The following is a 16,444-nucleotide window of genomic DNA, read 5'->3' on the forward strand; positions in this document are numbered from 1 at the left end:
GCCGGTAAGGGGGCTGTCGGGGTGCGGGAGTTCATCGTCGAGGCGGACGGCGGGTCGCGGGGCAACCCGGGGCCCGCGGGCTACGGGGCGGTCGTGCGGGACGCGGTGACGGGTCAGATCCTGACCGAGGCCGCGCAGTACCTCGGCGTCGCCACGAACAACGTGGCCGAGTACCGGGGCCTGGTGGCCGGCCTGCGCGCCGCCCACGCCCTCGACCCGTCGGCCCGGGTCCATGTGCGCATGGACTCCAAGCTGGTCATCGAGCAGATGTCGGGCCGCTGGAAGATCAAGCACCCCGACATGAAGCCGCTGGCGACCGAGGCACGGTCGGTCTTCCCGCCGGACCAGGTCACCTACGAGTGGATCCCCCGCGCCCAGAACTCACACGCCGACCGCTTGGCGAACGAGGCGATGGACGCGGGGTCGAGGGGCGACCAGTGGGCTCCCTCGGAGTCCGAAGCAGACCGCACCGCGGGCGCCGGGGGTACCTCCCGGGCCGTTCAGGAACGGGGAGAGGCCCCTCTCGGCGAGCAGCTCCCGTCCACCGCCGGCGAGCAGCTCCCTTCCACCGCCGGCGAGCAGCCGGTCTCGTCGCCGGGCTGGAGCAGCGCCCCCGACCTCGGCGCCCCGGCAACCTTCGTGCTGCTCCGCCACGGCGAAACCCCCCTCACCCCCCAGAAACGCTTCTCCGGCAGCGGCGGCACCGACCCCTCCCTCTCCGCCGCCGGCCGCGAACAGGCCCACCGTGTCGCAGAGGCACTCGCCAGGCGCGGCACCGTCCAGGCCGTCGTCGCCTCCCCCCTCACCCGTACCCGGGAAACCGCCGCCGCCGTCGCCGCCCGCCTCGGCCTGGAGGTCACGATCGAAGACGGCCTGCGGGAAACGGACTTCGGCGCCTGGGAGGGCCTGACCTTCGGCGAGGTCCGCGAGCGCTACCCGGACGACCTGAACGCCTGGCTCGCCGACCCGGAGGCCCACCCCACCGGCGGCGGCGAGAGCTTCGCGGAGACGGCCACCCGGATCGCCGCGACCCGCGACAAGCTGGTCGCGGCCCACGCGGGCCGCACGGTCCTGCTGGTCAGCCACGTCACCCCGATCAAGACGCTCGTCCGCCTCGCCCTCGGCGCCCCGCCCGAGTCGCTGTTCCGCATGGAGCTGTCCGCCGCATCCCTGTCGGCGGTGGCGTACTACGCGGACGGCAACGCGAGCGTACGGCTGTTCAACGACACGTCCCACCTGCGTCCCTGAGCCCCGCGAACTGCGCCGCGCCCCGCGCCAGCTCCTCGATCCGGGCCCAGTCCCCGGCGGCCACCGCGTCCGCCGGGACCATCCAGCTCCCGCCCACACAGCCGACGTTGGGCAGGGACAGATACTCCGGCGCGGTCGCCGGACCGATCCCGCCCGTCGGGCAGAAGCGGGCCTGCGGCAGCGGTCCGGCCAGAGACCTCAGATAGGCGGTGCCGCCCGCGGCCTGCGCCGGGAAGAACTTCATCTCCCGCACCCCGCGCTCCAGCAGCGCCACCACCTCCGAGGTGGTCGAAACGCCGGGCAGGAACGGCACCCCGGACGCCCGCATCGCCGTCAGCAGCGCGTCCGTCCAGCCCGGGCTGACCAGGAACCGTGCCCCGGCCGCCGTGCACTCGGTCACCTGCTCCGGGCTGATGACCGTCCCCGCTCCCACGACGGCCCCGGGCACCGCACCGCTGATCGCGCGGATCGCCTCCAGGGCCGCCGGAGTCCTGAGCGTCACCTCGATCGCGGGCAGCCCGCCCGCCACCAGCGCCCGCGCCAGCGGTACGGCGTCGGAGGCGTCGGAGAGGGCCACCACGGGCACGACGGGCGCGAGATCCAGTACGGAGGCAGCCGAAGAGGAGGGCGGCGGTGAGGTCATGCCCTCATCGTGCCCAGGGGATGCAACATGCACAAAGGCTGTTGCACATGTTGCAATGCAGTGCGGGGGTGAGTGGCGCCCCTCAGTGGATCTCCTCCACCAGCACATCCAGCGACCACGGCTTCCCGGCCTTCCCCGGCGCCTCGGCCTCCACCTCGTACCCGAGCTCCCGCAGCACCTCGACCAGCTCGGCGGGGTCCTGCGGGGCGGCACCGGCCGTCATGAGGCTCCGTACCATCCGGCCCTTGGTCGCCTTGTTGAAGTGGCTGACCACCTTCCGGGTGGGTGCGTGCAGCACCCGTACGGTCGCCGTCCGCCCCGCGATCTCGCCCTTCGGCTTCCAGGCCGCCGCGTAGGCCGAGGAGCGCAGGTCGAGCACCAGCCCGTCCCCGGCCGCCGCCGGCAGCACCTCGGCCATCGGCGTCCGCCAGTGCCCGGCCAGCGCGCCGAGCCCCGGCAGCTTCACACCCATCGAGCAGCGGTAGGAGGGGATGCGGTCCGTGACCCGCACCGCGCCCCACAGCCCGGAGAACACCAGCAGCGAGTCCGCCGCGCGCTGCCGCGCCGCCGCGTCCAGCGTGGCCAGGCCGAGGGCGTCGTACAGCACACCGGTGTAGATCTCCCCGGCGGGGCGGGCGCCGGCCGTGCGCAGCCCGGCGTTCTTCGTGACCTCGCCGCGCAGCCCCTCGCTCAGCCCGAGCACCTCGCGCGCCTTCTCCTCGTCGGCGGCGCACAGCTCGACCAGCTCGCCGAGCACGGCTTCCCGCGCGGGGGTCAGCCCCGGCAGCGACAGCGACCGGAGCTCCAGCGGGGCACCCTCACTCGCGTTCGCCTTGCCTTCCGAGGGCGGCAGCAGGACCAGCAACACGTACTCCTCACGTAGACCTCCGCGCCAGCGTACGGCGTCGACGAGCGCCGGCCGGACCGGCCCGGGGACGGCGAAGATCCAGTTCAGGCCGGGGTGAGCGCCCGCACGAGGCCGCCGGGGTCGTCGGCGTGCAGCCGCACCACCCTCACCCGGCGGGGGCGGCCGAGGAACGAGCGGTGGGTGACGGGTTCGGCCAGCTCCAGCTCGACCGACGTCTGGGAGCCGACCGCGAGGTCGAGCACGTCGTCCGCCGGCTCGTGCGTCATCCGCGTCCGGCGGTGTACGGCGGCGATCGCCTCCAGCGGGATGCGCAGGTCCACATGGGCGCCGTACCGCACCCGCAGGGCGTCCCGGGTCAGCACGTGCGGGCGGACCACGCAGGCCGCGTGCAGTCCGACGACGAACAGCACGCTGTAGACGTCCACCACCAGCAGGACGTCGTGCGCGGTGGGCATGTCGCGGAGCATCACGGACACACCGACCGTCTCCACCACGCACACGAAGACCAGCCCCGCCATCATGGCACCCTGCCCGCGCGTGTATCCGAACGCCCGCCCGCCGGTGGTGCCCTGGGTGCGCCGGGCCAGCCACAGCGCCAGGCTGGCGAAGAGCCGTGCTTCGTGCCGCGCCAGCCGCCCCACTGTCGTCAACATGCTCATCTCCTTTCGGTGGCAAGGATATTGAGCGCGCGGCGGATCACCTCGGCCTGGGCGGGCGCGAAGTCGGCGTACAGGGCGCGCAGCACGGGGTGGCCGGAATCGACCGGACCGGCCGGCAGCAGTCCCGGGGGGATGCAGCCGGCCAGGGTCCGCGCGGCCTCCGCCACCCGTGGATCGTCCGGTCCGGCCTCCGCGAGCGCGTCGAGCAGCGCGTACGCCTCGCGGGTCCGCGCCAGGGTGTCCGGGTCGTCCAGGGCGCCGCGCAGCGCGGACAGCAGCCGCTCCCGCTCCTCGGGCGCCGCCCCGGTGTCGATCAGGGCGAGGACCTCGCGGTCCTTGGCGGCCGTCGGGGAGCCGCCGTCGGCCAACGAGCCGAACAGTTCGGCCAGTTCCGGCGAGACGGGCCCCTCGGCGGGCAGCTCCCCGGCATCCAACAGCGCCCGCAGCCGCTGCCGGCGCTCCCGTATCTCCGTCTCCTGCCGGGCCAGGTCCTCGTCCAGCTCGGTGAGCACCTCGACCAGGTCCTTCCCGGCGTCGTCGGCGAGCACGTCCCGTACCTCGGCGAGGCCCAGCCCCAGCTCGGTCAGCCGCCGGATCCGGGCGAGGACGACGGCGTGCCGCAGCGTGTAGCTCCGATAGCCGTTGGACCTGCGCTCGGGCTCGGGCAGCAGGCCCAGGTGGTGGTAGTGCCGCACGGTGCGCGTCGTGACGCCGACGGCGGCGGCGAGTTCTCCGATCCGCATGGGACCAGTACAGACGTTGACGTCGCGACAGGGTCAAGCGGCGAGGTGCGGCTTGCCGAGCCAGCGTTCCAGGGACTCCGGCAGACCCTTGCCGCCCTCGTCCTCGGCGGCCCAGGCCACGAATCCGTCCGGCCGCAGGAACAGCGCCTTGAGGCCGGGCCGGTCCGGGCAGGCGAGCGTACGGACCTCCAGCCGGTCGCCGTACCCCTCTGCGCGGGCGCGCAGCCCGGCGTCGTCGGCGAGGTCGAGCAGCAGGGCGCGCCCGGAGTGCAGATGGTCGCCGAGCCGGGAGCCGTCGGCCAGCACCAGGTCGGGGGCGCTGGCACCGGTCAGCGGGTGGTCGCCGGGCAGGTCGTAGCGCTGCCAGATGCCGGAGATCTTCGTGACGAGATACGTCGTGCCGGTGGTGGTCAGCGCCAGGTCGGTGACCACCCGGCGCAGGGCGCGGGCGTGCCGGTCCGGGCGCATCACGGCGATCTGCGCGCGGGTCCAGTCGAGCACCCAGGCGCCGATCGGATGCCGCTCGGCGGTGTAGCTGTCCAGCAGCGACTCGGGTGCCGTGCCGCGTATCACGGCGGCCAGCTTCCACCCGAGGTTCATCGCGTCCCCGATGCCGAGATTGAGTCCCTGCCCGCCGAACGGCGAGTGCACATGCGCGGCGTCGCCCGCGAGCAGCACCCGGCCCTTGCGGTAGTCGGTGGCCTGGCGGGCGTTGTCGGTGAACCGGGTCGCGGTGATCACCTTGTCGATCGTGACCTCGGGAACGCCCGCGACCCGGCGCAGACTGGCCTGCAGTTCCTCGGCGGTGATGGGCGCCGAGCGGTCGGCCGGGGGCCCGTCGAACTCCACGCTGAGGATCCGCCGGGGGAACGGCCCGTGGACGTACGTTCCCACGTCGGTGGTGTTCCAGCCCGTGCGCAGCCGCTCGCCGCCGGACATCTCCACGACCGCCTGATAGCCGGTGATCTCCGGTTCGGTCCCGGGGAAGTCGAAGCCGGCGAGCTTGCGGACGGTGCTGCGGCCGCCGTCGCAGCCGACCAGCCAGCCCGCTCGGACCGTCCCCTCGCCGGTGTGTACGGCGACCCCGTCCGCGTCGGCGTCGAAGCCGGTGAGCTCCACACCCCGGCGCACCTCCACCCCGAGCCGCGCGGCCCGCCGGGCCAGGATCCGTTCCACCTCGGCCTGGGGCACGCCGAGCCCCATCTCCCCGGCGGGGCCGGCGTCCGCCCAGGCCGGGTCGGAGCCGTCGAACAGATCGGGGTCCATGGTGATCCCGGCGAAGTGCCCGGCGAACTTGGGCGGGAGCTTGCCCCAGGATTCGAGCCTGCCGCTCTCCCGGAAGGCGCGCAGCCGTTCCTGTGCCGCCTCCCACACCGCCGCCAGCTCGGGCAGCAGCCCGCGCCGGTAGAAGGAGACCGCGCTCGGGACGTTGATCGCGCCCGCCTTGATCGTCTCGTCCACCTCGGCCAGCCGCTCCACGACCAGCACCCGCGCACCGCCGAGCCCCAGCTCACAGCCGAGGAAGAGCCCCACGGGCCCCGCGCCCGCCACCACCACGTCGTACTCGGTCATCGTCGTCATGCGCACTCACTATAGTCACTAAAAATTTTGAGCGGATATAGTTTTCCCATGGATGAGGAACTTTCGCTGAGGGAGCGCAAGAAGCGGGAGACGCGGCAGCGGATCTCGGACATCGCCACGGGTCTGTTCGCCGAGCGCGGCTTCGACACGGTGACGGTCGCGGAGGTGGCGCGCGCGGCGGGCGTCTCCGCGATGACGGTCTTCAACTACTTCCCGCGCAAGGAGGACCTGTTCCTCGACCGCATCCCGCAGGCCGCCGAGCTCCTGGCCGGGGCGGTCCGCGACCGCGCACCCGGCCAGTCCCCGCTCACCGCCCTGCGCGGCCTGGCGCTGCGCCTGCTCGCCGAACGGCACCCGCTCGGCGGCGTGGGGGAGACCTTCGCCCCCTTCTGGCGGGTCGTCGTCGACTCGCCGGCGCTGCGTGCCCGCGCCCGGGAGGGGGCCGAGGAAGCCGAACGGGCGCTGGCCGCCGCCCTCACCGAGGCCGGCGCGCCCGACCCCGACCTCCTGGCGGCCCTGGTCGTGGCGGCCTACCGGACGGTGTTCACCGCCTCCGTACGCAGGCTGATGGCGGGCGATGCGGTGGAGGACGTGGCCCGGGACCACCGAACGGCCCTGGAGGCCGCCTTCACCGCGCTCGAACGGACGGGCCTCGACGGGCCCTGACGGCCGAGGCCGGTCCGGGCGCGGCATGGAATCGGGGTCCGAAGGCGTTGCACCCGTGAGCGCATGACAGGCAAGGGGGTGCCCGATGACGGAACAGGCGCGGTGGACACGGGCCCGGCTGGGCCACGGCGGGCCGCCGCTCGACCTCCTGACGGCGAACTTCCGCCGGCACACCTATGCCCCGCATGCCCACGAGGAGTACACGATCGGCGTCTGCGTCGGCGGCTGCGAGGTGATCGACTACCGGGGCGGCCACATCCGCACCGGACCGGGCACCATCGTCGTCCTCGACCCCGGCGAGATGCACACCGGCGGTCCCGCCAACACCACCGACGGCTACGCCTACCGCGCCCTGTACGCCGAGCCGGCACTGCTGACCGACGGCATCCTCGGCGGCCTGCCCTACTTCCGGGAACCGCTCCTCGACGACCCCGGACTCGCCGCCGCGCTCCGCCGCGCCCACACCGAGCTCAGCTCCTGCCCCGACCCCCTGGAGGCCGAGTCCGTCCTGCCCTGGCTGCTGACCGCGCTGTCCCGCCGCCACTCCACCGCCAGACCGGGACGCGACTTGGTCCCCGGCGCGCAAACGATCGCCCTGACGGTCCGCGACCGCCTCGCCGACGAACTCACGGCACCCCCGCCGCTGTCCTGCCTCGCCGCCGACCTGGGCCTGTCCCGCTACCAACTGCTGCGGGCCTTCCGTACGACGATGGGCGTACCCCCGTACGCCTGGCTCGCCCAGTACCGGGTGAGCAGGGCGCGGGGCCTGCTGGAGGCCGGCCTGCGCCCGGCGGAGGTGGCGGGCCTGGTGGGGTTCGCGGACCAGGCGCACATGACCCGCTGGTTCCGCCGGGTGCTCGGGGTGACGCCGGCGGCGTACCGCAGCAGCGTCACCTCGGGGGCGCATCGCAACAACGTTCAAGACACGCCGTGAGGACACGGCCGAAACTCACCGCATGACTGCACGTGGCTGGTTTCTGTTCTCCCTCATGGGAGTGATCTGGGGCGTCCCCTACCTGATGATCAAAGTGGCGGTGGACGAGGTGTCCCCGCCGGTGGTCGTGTTCACCCGCTGCGCGCTCGGCGCGCTCCTGCTGCTGCCCTTCGCCCTGCGCCAGGGCGGCCTGCCCCGCACCGTACGCGCCCACTGGCGGCCCCTGCTGGCCTTCGCATGTCTGGAGATCATCGTCCCCTGGTTCACGCTCACCGACGCCGAACGGCATCTGTCCAGTTCGACGGCCGGTCTGCTGATCGCGGGCGTGCCGATCGTGGGCGTGGTCGCCGCCCTCGCCCAGTCCCGGCTCCGGTCGAGCGGGGGGACTCCCACGCCCGGGGACCCCGAACACCTCGGAGCCCGCCGCATCACCGGCCTCGCCCTGGGCCTCGGCGGAGTGACGGTCCTGACCCTTCCCCACCTGGCCGGCGGCGACGCCCGCTCCCTGGCCGAGGTGCTGCTGACGGTCCTGGGCTACGCCACCGCTCCGCTGATAGCCGCGCGCCGGCTGAAGGACGTCCCCTCCCTGCACCTGACGGCGGCCTGTCTGACCCTGGCGGCCGTGGTCTACGCCCCGGTGGCGTTCCTGGCCCGGCCGTCGTCCGTGCCCTCCGCCACCGCCTTGGCGGCCCTGGCCGGCCTGGGCGTGCTCTGCACGGCGGTGGCGTTCGTGGCGTTCCTGGAGCTGATCAAGGAGGCGGGCCCGACCCGCGCCACGGTGATCACGTACGTCAACCCGGCGGTCGCGGTGGCGGCGGGTGCCGTCTTCCTGAGCGAGCCGCTGACCCCCACGGTCCTGGCGGCCTTCGCCCTCATCCTGGCCGGCTCGGTCCTGGCCACGGCCGCCGGTCCGCGCCGGTCCCGGCGCCCGGTACCATGGTCGATACGGCAGACGAGCCGGGCGGACGGCCGCGTGGAGTCCCCCTAGGGGGCTTCCCGAGGAACGTCCGGGCTCCACAGGGCAGGGTGGTGGCTAACGGCCACCCGGGGTGACCCGCGGGACAGTGCCACAGAAAGCAGACCGCCGGGGATCTCGTCCTCGGTAAGGGTGAAACGGTGGTGTAAGAGACCACCAGTGCCCAGGGTGACCTGGGCAGCTAGGTAAACCCCACCCGGAGCAAGGTCAAAAGGAAACACTCCGGTGTTTCTGCGCGGACGTTCGAGGGCTGCCCGCCCGAGTCCGCGGGTAGACCGCACGAGGCCGGTGGCAACACCGGCCCTAGATGGATGGCCGTCGCCCCGGCGCCCGCGAGGACACCGGGGAACAGAACCCGGCGTACAGCCCGACTCGTCTGCCATTGGGGCTCTGATCAGGGGAAATTTCTTGGTCAGGCCCTCAAAACGTACGGCTGGGTGTGCCTGCGGTTTCCCTCGGAGTTCCCGAGGGATTGTGCACGCGATGTGCACCGCGGCCGTGGTGTCATGTGGTCTCGTCTTCCGGCCGCGAACGCCGTGCCGGCAGTCGCCGCCCTGAAATCGGCACGTTCCTCAACTAATTCGAGTGCCTGCCATGCGGTCTTGCGTGTGCGCTTCGATTACAACGAGCCTGTCCTCAAGCGGAGCAAGTGGGGGACAAGCCAGTACGAGCATTCGTGCCGCCGGACCCCCAAACTGGCGCCACCGGCAGAGGCTTCGTCGGGGCCAACCACGTCGGGGTCGGAGTATTCGCCGGGCCGTAGTTCCTTCCAAGCGCGAGGCCCAGGTTGCGGCTGGTGCCATTCCGTACCAGCCATTCGCGAGACGCCCTGTTTCTGACGGCACACGCCTCCCCTGCCCCATTTGTGGGCGCGACAAGGACCGAGACAGAGGCAGCGGGACGACTGTGACGTACGGCATGGTCACTTTCCGGCCGGTCGTGGACCGAGCCGGCGTCAAAGTTCCGTGACCAGGCAAGATCACGACTATCGTCCCTGGGTTGCTTCTGTTACGGATGGAGATGGCAGGGGCACCGCAAGCGAGTGGCTGAGGGGCTGACTGCACGGGGGAGGACTCAGTGGCCGACAACACGGAGGACCCGCAGGCTACTGCCGCTGCGCTGGTATCGGCAGCTGGCGCGCTTGCCGCGTCCGGTATCGGGCCGGTCGCAGGTGTCGGTGCCGCCATGGTCCAGCAACTGCGGGTCGAGGGCGAGACGCTGACGACCTTCAAGAACCGGGTGAACGACCTTCTGATCCGGTTGGAGAAATCCAAGGCCGCGCCACAGAGGATCGCGGACGGTTCCATGCCGACGGGGCGGTTGGGCAACTTCGACGAAGCCCACGCACTTCACGGCGCCTACGCCCAAGTACATTCCCAGCTGGAGAACTTGTCCAAGATGCTGGCGCTGCAGATCGAAGGGTTGATGGTCACGGTCGACGCGTCGAAGGCCAACTACCACAATCTCGACGACGACGTTCGCGATCGCCTGCACCGCATCCGTGTCGAGGCCAACAAGCTGGCTGTCGATCAGGGCCGGCTGGGAGCAGAGGGGCACGCCGGCGGCGGGGCTGACGGAGCCGGCAACGGCGGGCACGGTGCGGCGCCCGACTCGCAGGCAGGTGGCCTGTGACGTCCATGGTGACGAGACAGTGCGACGGGATGGTCTCGACAGGGAAGGCGGGGCGGCTCAATGTCTGACTTTGCCAGCCGCATGTGGGAGACGATCAAACAGGAGCGGTTCTTGCTCCAAGACCCCGAACAGTTGTGGGCCATGGTCGAGCCGGCCGACGGGCCGACGGCAAGGGGGCTCGGTGAACTGCTGACGGAGGCCGCCAAGACGATCAAGGAGATCGGCGGCGATCTGCTGAACCACAGTCTGGCGGTCGAGTGGGAGGGCGAGGGCGGCGAGGCGTTTCGGACCTGGTGCTACCAGGCGGCGCTGACCACACTGAGCCTGGGGGATTACAGCGAGAATGCGGGCAAGTGGCTGGGCCACGCGGCCGACACGCTGCACGAGGTCAAGCCGCAGATTGAGACGCTGCGGAACCAGAGTGTCAGCGCGCGCTCAGTGCTTGACGCCCATGCGGCGAAGGCTACGGATGTCGGCAGCCATGCTGGCGGTCCGTCGGGCTCCGAGGTGACAAAGGCCAAGACTCAGTACGCCGACTCCCGCGCCGAGGCCGGCGGCCTCATGATGAAGCTTGCCCAGTCGTACACGGCCTCGACGGAGCAGATCACCGCGCTGGAGGCACCGAAGTTTCCGGAGTTGCCCAAGCAATTCGTGCCGACCACCTTCTACGGCACCACAGCCGTCGACGTTCCCTCCGGTCAGGGGACCGCAACCCGGGGCGCGGCCACGCCCCTGGCTGTCCAAGGCATAGCCACGCCAGAGAGGCCATCCGGGCACAAAGCGAAGGTGGGAGCGAGCCCTGGTGGTACGAGTGCGGCACCACCACCGTCTGTGCGGCACCACGTGACGGATGTGCCGGATGTTCCCGACACGCTGCCGGGCCACGTGCCAGAGCCAACGAGCACCGCGATCGACAGCGTGAAAACTCTGCCGTCCCCTCCGGTAATTCCCTCTTCTCCTTCGACGCCGCCCGCCGGGCCAAGCGGCCCTGACGGCCGGACACCGTGGACAACCGTGCCGCTCCCGCCTTCGTTCGGGGCAGGACCGACGCCGCCGCCTGGTGTCCGGGGAGGTGGTGAACGTCCCGTGTACGGGGGTCGGGGCCCACTGACCACGCCGTCCGGGCCGGGCGCGTCCACAGGTCCGCGTATCCCGGGACGCGGCGGCCCATTCGGCCCTGGTCTGACCGGTGGCCAGCCTGGTGCTGGGCGCGGGCCGATCGGCTCCCCTTCGGCCAGAGGAGGCAATGGCGTCACCGGTGGTCGCCCCGTCCCGCCGTCGGCAGGACGGCCTACCGGTGCGATTCCGCGAGGCAACGTCATCGGCGGCACTCCGAACCAGGAGCAACCTTCCAGGGGTAGTGGCACCGTGCCGGGCCGTCCTTCTGCAGGCGCCACCCCAGCCCGTGGCAACAGCCGTGCAGCGGACGGTGAGAGCACGGCGAGGGGGCGTATGCCTGCCCCGTCCAACGGCATCGTCGGGGGACAACCCAGACCATCCCGAGACCGCGGAAGGGCAGGGCTCACCTCGCGAGGTGTCCGAGCCGCGAGTGAGGCTGCCGCAGCCGAGCAAATGCCGCGACGCGGTGGATCATCCCTGGGTGCCGCCAAACCTGCCGCGAACCGCGATGTCCGCTCCGCTCGCGACAAGCGCTCCGGCAGCCGAGCGACCGGCCGGGCTGAGGACAGGGTTCAGCAGGCAGTGGACAGGGATGACCAGGCAGAGGAGAGGGAGAGTCGACCGACTCCGCCGCCCCTGCCCAAAGGGCCTGACGAGATATAGGACGAGAGGGATGACCATGCGCAGCCGCAGCAAGCAGGCCAGATGGTACGGACGGGCCGTGTCCGCAGCCCTCGGGGTCCTGTTGGCGAGCTTGGCCGTCACTCCCGCGTACGCCGATACCGTCCGCGAGCGACAGTGGTACCTCGATGCCATGCACGCCGAGCAGATGTGGAAGACCAGTACGGGCAAGGGCATCACCGTGGCCGTGATCGATACTGGCGTGCAGGCCGACATCCCCGACCTGCGCGGCCAGGTTGTGACTGGCAAGGACTTCTCGAAGCGGGCCGACGACGAACGCACGGACTACGACGGACATGGCACTGGCATGGCTGTCCTCATCGCCGGCACAGGCGGCAGAGGTGCCACCACCGGCTCCTACGGTCTGGCCCCCGGTGCGAAGATCATGCCAATCCGTATCCCGGGCTTCATTGAGCGCAACCGCACCGACGGCAATCAGGACGATTTCCCCACGAGCGTTGGGAAGGCCATCCGGTTTGCGGCCGACTCGAACGCCCAGGTCATCAACATCTCGCAGGGGAGTACCGAGAGCTCTCGGGAGCTGACGGAGGCTGTCGCCTATGCGCTGTCCAAGGGAAAGTTGATCTTCGCAGCTGTGGGCAATGACGGGGACACCGTCAACGAGGTCAACTATCCGGCGGCCACTCCAGGTGTGGTGGGTGTCGGGGCGATCGACAGAAACGTCGAGGCTACGAAGGAGTCCGAGCACGGCTCCCAGGTGGACGTGGTCGCGCCGGGCGAGGCCATCATCTCCGCCTGCCTCGAAAGCAAGAGCGGCGTTTGCGACTCGCACGGTACCAGCGACGCCAGCGCCCTCGCCTCCGCTTCCGCTGCTCTGATCTGGTCCAAGCACCCGAACTGGACCAACAACCAAGTGCTGCGGGTCATGCTTAACACGGCGAGCAAGCCAACAAGCGGCAAGGAGCGCACCGACTACATCGGCTACGGTGCCGTCCGCCCCCGCATCGCGCTGACCGACCCCGGCGACCCCGGCCCGGCCGACGTCTACCCGCTGCCCGACTTCAAGGAAGCGGCATCCAAGACACCCAACGGGTCGGCCACGGCCTCCGCCAAGGACGACAGCAGCCCGTCGGCAGCAACCGCATCTACCGACGACGGCTCTGCACTTCCATGGATTCTCGGGGGCGCTGGCGTCGTAGTGCTTGTGGGTGGGGTTTTCACCGCCGGAACCGTGCGCAGGCGTCGACGTTCCGCGGGGGCGGCCCAGACTCACGTAGCCACGCCGCCAGGACCGGGGCAGGCACCGTGGCACGGAGACAGCAACTACGGGGGGAGGCCCTGAGATGGCGTGGGACGAGTGGGAGCAGCTGAAGGCCGCCGCGCTGGCTCGTCGGCAGAACGGGATGCGGCTGGACAGCGCGGCGGATATTGGCGCCGGGGGCGCGCCTGATGTGAAGACGAACAAGGCGGGGAACGACACGGCAGTCAAGGCCTTGCAGGGTGAGATACCGCAGGGCACGGACAAGGCCGGCAGTCACGCCGACGAGTCCACCTCTGCGGCTGTGCGGGAGTTCAGTGGCTGGCAGACCGGTTCTGGGCTGAAGGACGCCCACGCGGAATGGGAGTTGCAGGTCAAGAACCTGAAGGCGCGCCTTGGGCAGGACAAGGCAGCGCTGGAGGGCAGCCATGAGCACCTCCAATACGTCGACTACGGAGTCGGTAGCCGGACGGCGCAGATCAAGGCCGGGCCCCACCAGGGGCGCGAGGGCTAGGAAAACGGGGAAACGGGGACGGGGAGAAGGACGGGCATGCTCAGCTATCAGGACGTGGTCACCATCAAGCTCGGTACTCTGACGACGGCGGCTACCGACTGGGAGGACATGGCCAGCGGCTTCGAGGACCTGGAGACCCTCTATGCCGCGAAGGTGGAGTCGGCCGCGACCGAGGACACGGCAGGCCTCACTGCCGCAGTCAGGGCCGCGCAACTGGCTGCCACTCGCCAGCAGTTCAAGGATGCACAGACCGAAGCCCGCGCCATCGCCTCAATCCTGCGAGACGCCCATCAGCAGCTCTCCAAACTGATCGGCAACGTGAACGACGTCGTCGAGCAGGTGAAGGCGGACCACATGACCGTCAACAGCCAGGGCGAGGCGGTCTACGACTTCAGCAAGCTCACCCCGATGCGGCACGACGAGGACTACCCCAAGTACGTGTCCCAGGCGAAGAATGCTGAAGCGGCCTGGACGAAGAAGATCAAGGACGCCGTACAGAAGGTGGACGACGCCGACCAGGGCGTCAGGCTCGCTCTCCACGAGGCCGCCGGCATCAAGAGCTGGATCCAGCGCGCCTTCGACGACGCGGTGGGGCAGGGCGGCCACACCTTCAACGGCTCCGCCGTCGGCGACATCGAGGTGTACGAGGCCCGCGAGGCCAAGCAGTATGCCGACCAGATCCTGAACGGCGACAAGCTGCAGGGCGACGACCTGAAGGAGTGGCAGCGCCTGATGCGCGACAACTCCCACGACAAGGTCTTCAGCCAGACTCTCCTCAACTCCCTCGGTGCGGACAAGACCCTCAAGCTCACCAACAAGATCGACGACCTGGCGTACTTCGACGACACCAAGGACAAGAACGCCTACCTCCAGATCAACGGAGGCATTGCCGACTCGCTTGCGACCGCCACTCGTATCCCGGACTTCAAGGACGCGAACGGAAAACACCTGCCCTTCGGGTCCAAGGGGTACAACGATGCCTTCGACAACTGGCTGGGGACTGACGACGCCCAGTTCTACATCAGGTTCGGCAACGACCTGAGGGAACACGGCGCCGACAAGTACGACCTCAAGGCCGCCGGGGAAAAGATCCAGATGGTCACCAAGGGGCACGGTCAGCAGGTGCGCGGCTACCAGAGTCTGGTCACGCTGATGCAGCAGGGACATAGCGGCTACTCACCGCAGTTCCTGTCCGATGTCGCCGACGGTGCGATCGCCGCGGAGAAGGACCGCCCGAACGTCTGGGATCTGTACGGTAACTTCGACAGCAAGAATGGCGACGGCTGGTTCGCCAATGACCCGGTTGACGGCGCCCTGGGCATCATGGGGCGTGACCCGGAGGCAGCCGCCGGCTATCTCGACCCGCACGCGGGCGGCACTGACGACCGTCTCCACTACCTCCTCAAGGACCGAGACTGGAATGTCGTCAACACCACTGACTGGCAGGGGAACCGAGAAATCGATACGTCCGATGTACAGGACATCGACGATCGCAGGGGACTGGGTGACGCTCTGACCGCAGCAGCCACCGGCATCGACCCGCACGGACCCCGCCCGGTGGGACCGACGTCGCACACGGACGCCAACAACAGGGTGTTCGTGCACGCACTGGATATCCTGTCCAAGCAGGGAGACGACATGCCGCCGTCCCTACGCGACGACATGGCGAAGATCATGACCAATCACGGTCACGAGACCTATGTGGCGATGAGCGACCCGAGCGACACCCGGCACCCCGTCGACGGCCCGAAGCTGAGCCGTGACCAGGTGCTGGAGATGACGAAGCAGATATCGCGGAGCCAGGACTCCTACAATCTGCTTCACACGGGTATGAACTACGCGATCATGGACGACATTCACGACCCTTCGCGACACCCGGAAGACACCCTCCACGCGGCCGGCACCGCGGTCGGTTTCATGGAGGAGGGCCGGTACCTGGCACTCAAGGGCGACCAGCACGACTACACATGGGACAAGGCGTGGAGCTACCACCTCACCGGTGGAATGCTGAACTTCGTCCCGGTCTATGGCGACGCCTTGCAGCGTGGAGCCGACGTCATCACCACTGCCTGGGTCATGGACGAACAGCAGCATCAGGCGGACAAGCTCACAAGCGACAGCCAGGCGACCTTCCACCATCGCCAGAACCAGCTCAACGCCATTGCCAACCAGTGGTACGCGGCCAACTCCCACTGGGCCGACACCCACACCGACTACTCGCACGGACAGGGCATGTACGACCAGATCAACACATCGGCCAATAACGGCAATGCACAGGCCCGCGGCCTGGCGGGAGCTCAGTGATGACACCGAGGCGCATGGCGGCGGCCCTGTTGTGCAGCGCCGTCATGGCAGCAGCGGCGGGCTGCAGCACCCACGCCACCGTTCCCTCGGACTTCTGCAAGGTCTCTGTGCCGAAGGCGACCTTGTCACCACTCATCCCGCACGACGGATCCGTGAAGCAGACGTACACCGCCTTGGAAGCCCAGCCGGGTGCGGGCTGCACCCTGAGTGTCGACGGTCACCGGGTGCTGTACGTCGACATCATGCGGCGGGACCGGAGCCCGGACCCGGTGGACTGGAAGGCCGTGGGAGCACCGTACAAGTACGCCGCCGAGCGGGCCGTGTCCTTCCCTGGACATGCGGTGATCGGAAGCGACCACGCCGTGGTTCAGGCCACTTGCACCTCTCGAACCGCATACATGTCCTTCGTGGTCTATTTCTTCGGTGACCGTGTCGAGAACACCCCCACCGGCTACAAGAAACTCCAACGCTTCGTCAACGACTTCGTCCCTCGAGAAACCAAGAAGTTCCACTGCACCGATTAGGTGGCATGGAGTGAAGTCCAGCAGGGTCGTGCTGGCGAGCAAGGAAAGTGCTGCCGAGATGCAGACGGCGCTGGGAGCGGGCCGTGTCGCACGGTAGGCCATGGCTACTCACCGTTCGTCACGGACGTCACGA

Annotated in this window: 13 protein-coding genes, 1 other RNA gene and 1 pseudogene; 10 read left to right on the top strand and 5 right to left on the bottom strand. The window is 69.8% G+C overall.

Features of this window, described 5'->3' with window-relative positions; translation table 11 throughout:
* Nucleotides 1–21: 21 nt before the first annotated feature.
* Nucleotides 22–1,248: a bifunctional RNase H/acid phosphatase gene (locus tag ACZ41I_RS02755; RefSeq protein ID WP_468513001.1), complete on the top strand. Its 1,227-nt coding sequence runs from the start codon at nucleotides 22–24 to the stop codon at nucleotides 1,246–1,248.
* On the opposite strand, the gene eda is transcribed toward ACZ41I_RS02755, so the two are convergent.
* From eda to ACZ41I_RS02780, 5 genes are all read right to left on the bottom strand, one after another.
* A complete protein-coding gene (eda, locus tag ACZ41I_RS02760; protein ID WP_468323742.1) occupies nucleotides 1,220–1,891 on the bottom strand; it encodes a bifunctional 4-hydroxy-2-oxoglutarate aldolase/2-dehydro-3-deoxy-phosphogluconate aldolase in 672 nt (223 codons plus the stop codon). The two genes, ACZ41I_RS02755 and eda, sit on opposite strands and share 29 nt — an antisense overlap.
* A gap of 82 nt (nucleotides 1,892–1,973) precedes the next feature.
* Complete coding sequence (yaaA, locus tag ACZ41I_RS02765; protein WP_468513082.1) at nucleotides 1,974–2,756, bottom strand: peroxide stress protein YaaA; 783 nt, start codon at nucleotides 2,754–2,756, stop codon at nucleotides 1,974–1,976.
* A gap of 86 nt (nucleotides 2,757–2,842) precedes the next feature.
* Nucleotides 2,843–3,412 carry a hypothetical protein gene (locus tag ACZ41I_RS02770; protein WP_399773876.1) on the bottom strand — a complete coding sequence of 190 codons (570 nt, stop codon included), beginning with the start codon at nucleotides 3,410–3,412 and terminating at the stop codon, nucleotides 2,843–2,845.
* A gap of 2 nt (nucleotides 3,413–3,414) precedes the next feature.
* Nucleotides 3,415–4,161 carry a MerR family transcriptional regulator gene (locus ACZ41I_RS02775; RefSeq protein ID WP_468513002.1) on the bottom strand — a complete coding sequence of 249 codons (747 nt, stop codon included), beginning with the start codon at nucleotides 4,159–4,161 and terminating at the stop codon, nucleotides 3,415–3,417.
* 33 nt (nucleotides 4,162–4,194) lie between these two features.
* A complete protein-coding gene (locus tag ACZ41I_RS02780) occupies nucleotides 4,195–5,733 on the bottom strand; it encodes an FAD-dependent monooxygenase (RefSeq protein WP_468513083.1) in 1,539 nt (512 codons plus the stop codon).
* Nucleotides 5,734–5,790: 57 nt separating this feature from the next.
* Between ACZ41I_RS02780 and ACZ41I_RS02785 the strand changes: the two genes are divergently transcribed.
* The 9 genes and pseudogenes from ACZ41I_RS02785 (at nucleotide 5,791) to ACZ41I_RS02825 (ending at nucleotide 16,311) form a co-directional block, all read left to right on the top strand.
* Entirely contained in the window at nucleotides 5,791–6,408 is a 618-nt protein-coding gene (locus ACZ41I_RS02785) for a TetR/AcrR family transcriptional regulator (RefSeq protein ID WP_468513003.1), read from the top strand.
* 85 nt (nucleotides 6,409–6,493) lie between these two features.
* Nucleotides 6,494–7,342, top strand: coding sequence for an AraC family transcriptional regulator (locus ACZ41I_RS02790; protein WP_399773870.1), 849 nt, complete (start codon nucleotides 6,494–6,496; stop codon nucleotides 7,340–7,342).
* Between the two features lie 85 nt (nucleotides 7,343–7,427).
* Nucleotides 7,428–8,180 (top strand): annotated as a pseudogene (locus ACZ41I_RS02795) (DMT family transporter); the annotation flags it as partial.
* Between the two features lie 115 nt (nucleotides 8,181–8,295).
* An RNA gene (gene rnpB / locus ACZ41I_RS02800) (RNase P RNA component class A) lies at nucleotides 8,296–8,697 on the top strand.
* Nucleotides 8,698–9,395: 698 nt separating this feature from the next.
* Nucleotides 9,396–9,950 carry a hypothetical protein gene (locus ACZ41I_RS02805; RefSeq protein ID WP_468513004.1) on the top strand — a complete coding sequence of 185 codons (555 nt, stop codon included), beginning with the start codon at nucleotides 9,396–9,398 and terminating at the stop codon, nucleotides 9,948–9,950.
* A gap of 1,792 nt (nucleotides 9,951–11,742) precedes the next feature.
* Entirely contained in the window at nucleotides 11,743–13,053 is a 1,311-nt protein-coding gene (mycP, locus tag ACZ41I_RS02810; protein WP_468513005.1) for a type VII secretion-associated serine protease mycosin, read from the top strand.
* Nucleotide 13,054: 1 nt separating this feature from the next.
* Nucleotides 13,055–13,483: a hypothetical protein gene (locus ACZ41I_RS02815; RefSeq protein WP_468513006.1), complete on the top strand. Its 429-nt coding sequence runs from the start codon at nucleotides 13,055–13,057 to the stop codon at nucleotides 13,481–13,483.
* A 36-nt stretch (nucleotides 13,484–13,519) separates the two neighbouring features.
* Complete coding sequence (locus ACZ41I_RS02820; RefSeq protein ID WP_468513007.1) at nucleotides 13,520–15,787, top strand: hypothetical protein; 2,268 nt, start codon at nucleotides 13,520–13,522, stop codon at nucleotides 15,785–15,787.
* Nucleotides 15,787–16,311 carry a hypothetical protein gene (locus ACZ41I_RS02825; RefSeq protein WP_468513008.1) on the top strand — a complete coding sequence of 175 codons (525 nt, stop codon included), beginning with the start codon at nucleotides 15,787–15,789 and terminating at the stop codon, nucleotides 16,309–16,311. Before ACZ41I_RS02820 ends, ACZ41I_RS02825 begins: the two co-directional genes overlap by 1 nt.
* Nucleotides 16,312–16,444 lie beyond the last annotated feature (133 nt).

The organism is Streptomyces sp. NPDC030799 (genome assembly GCF_055572255.1).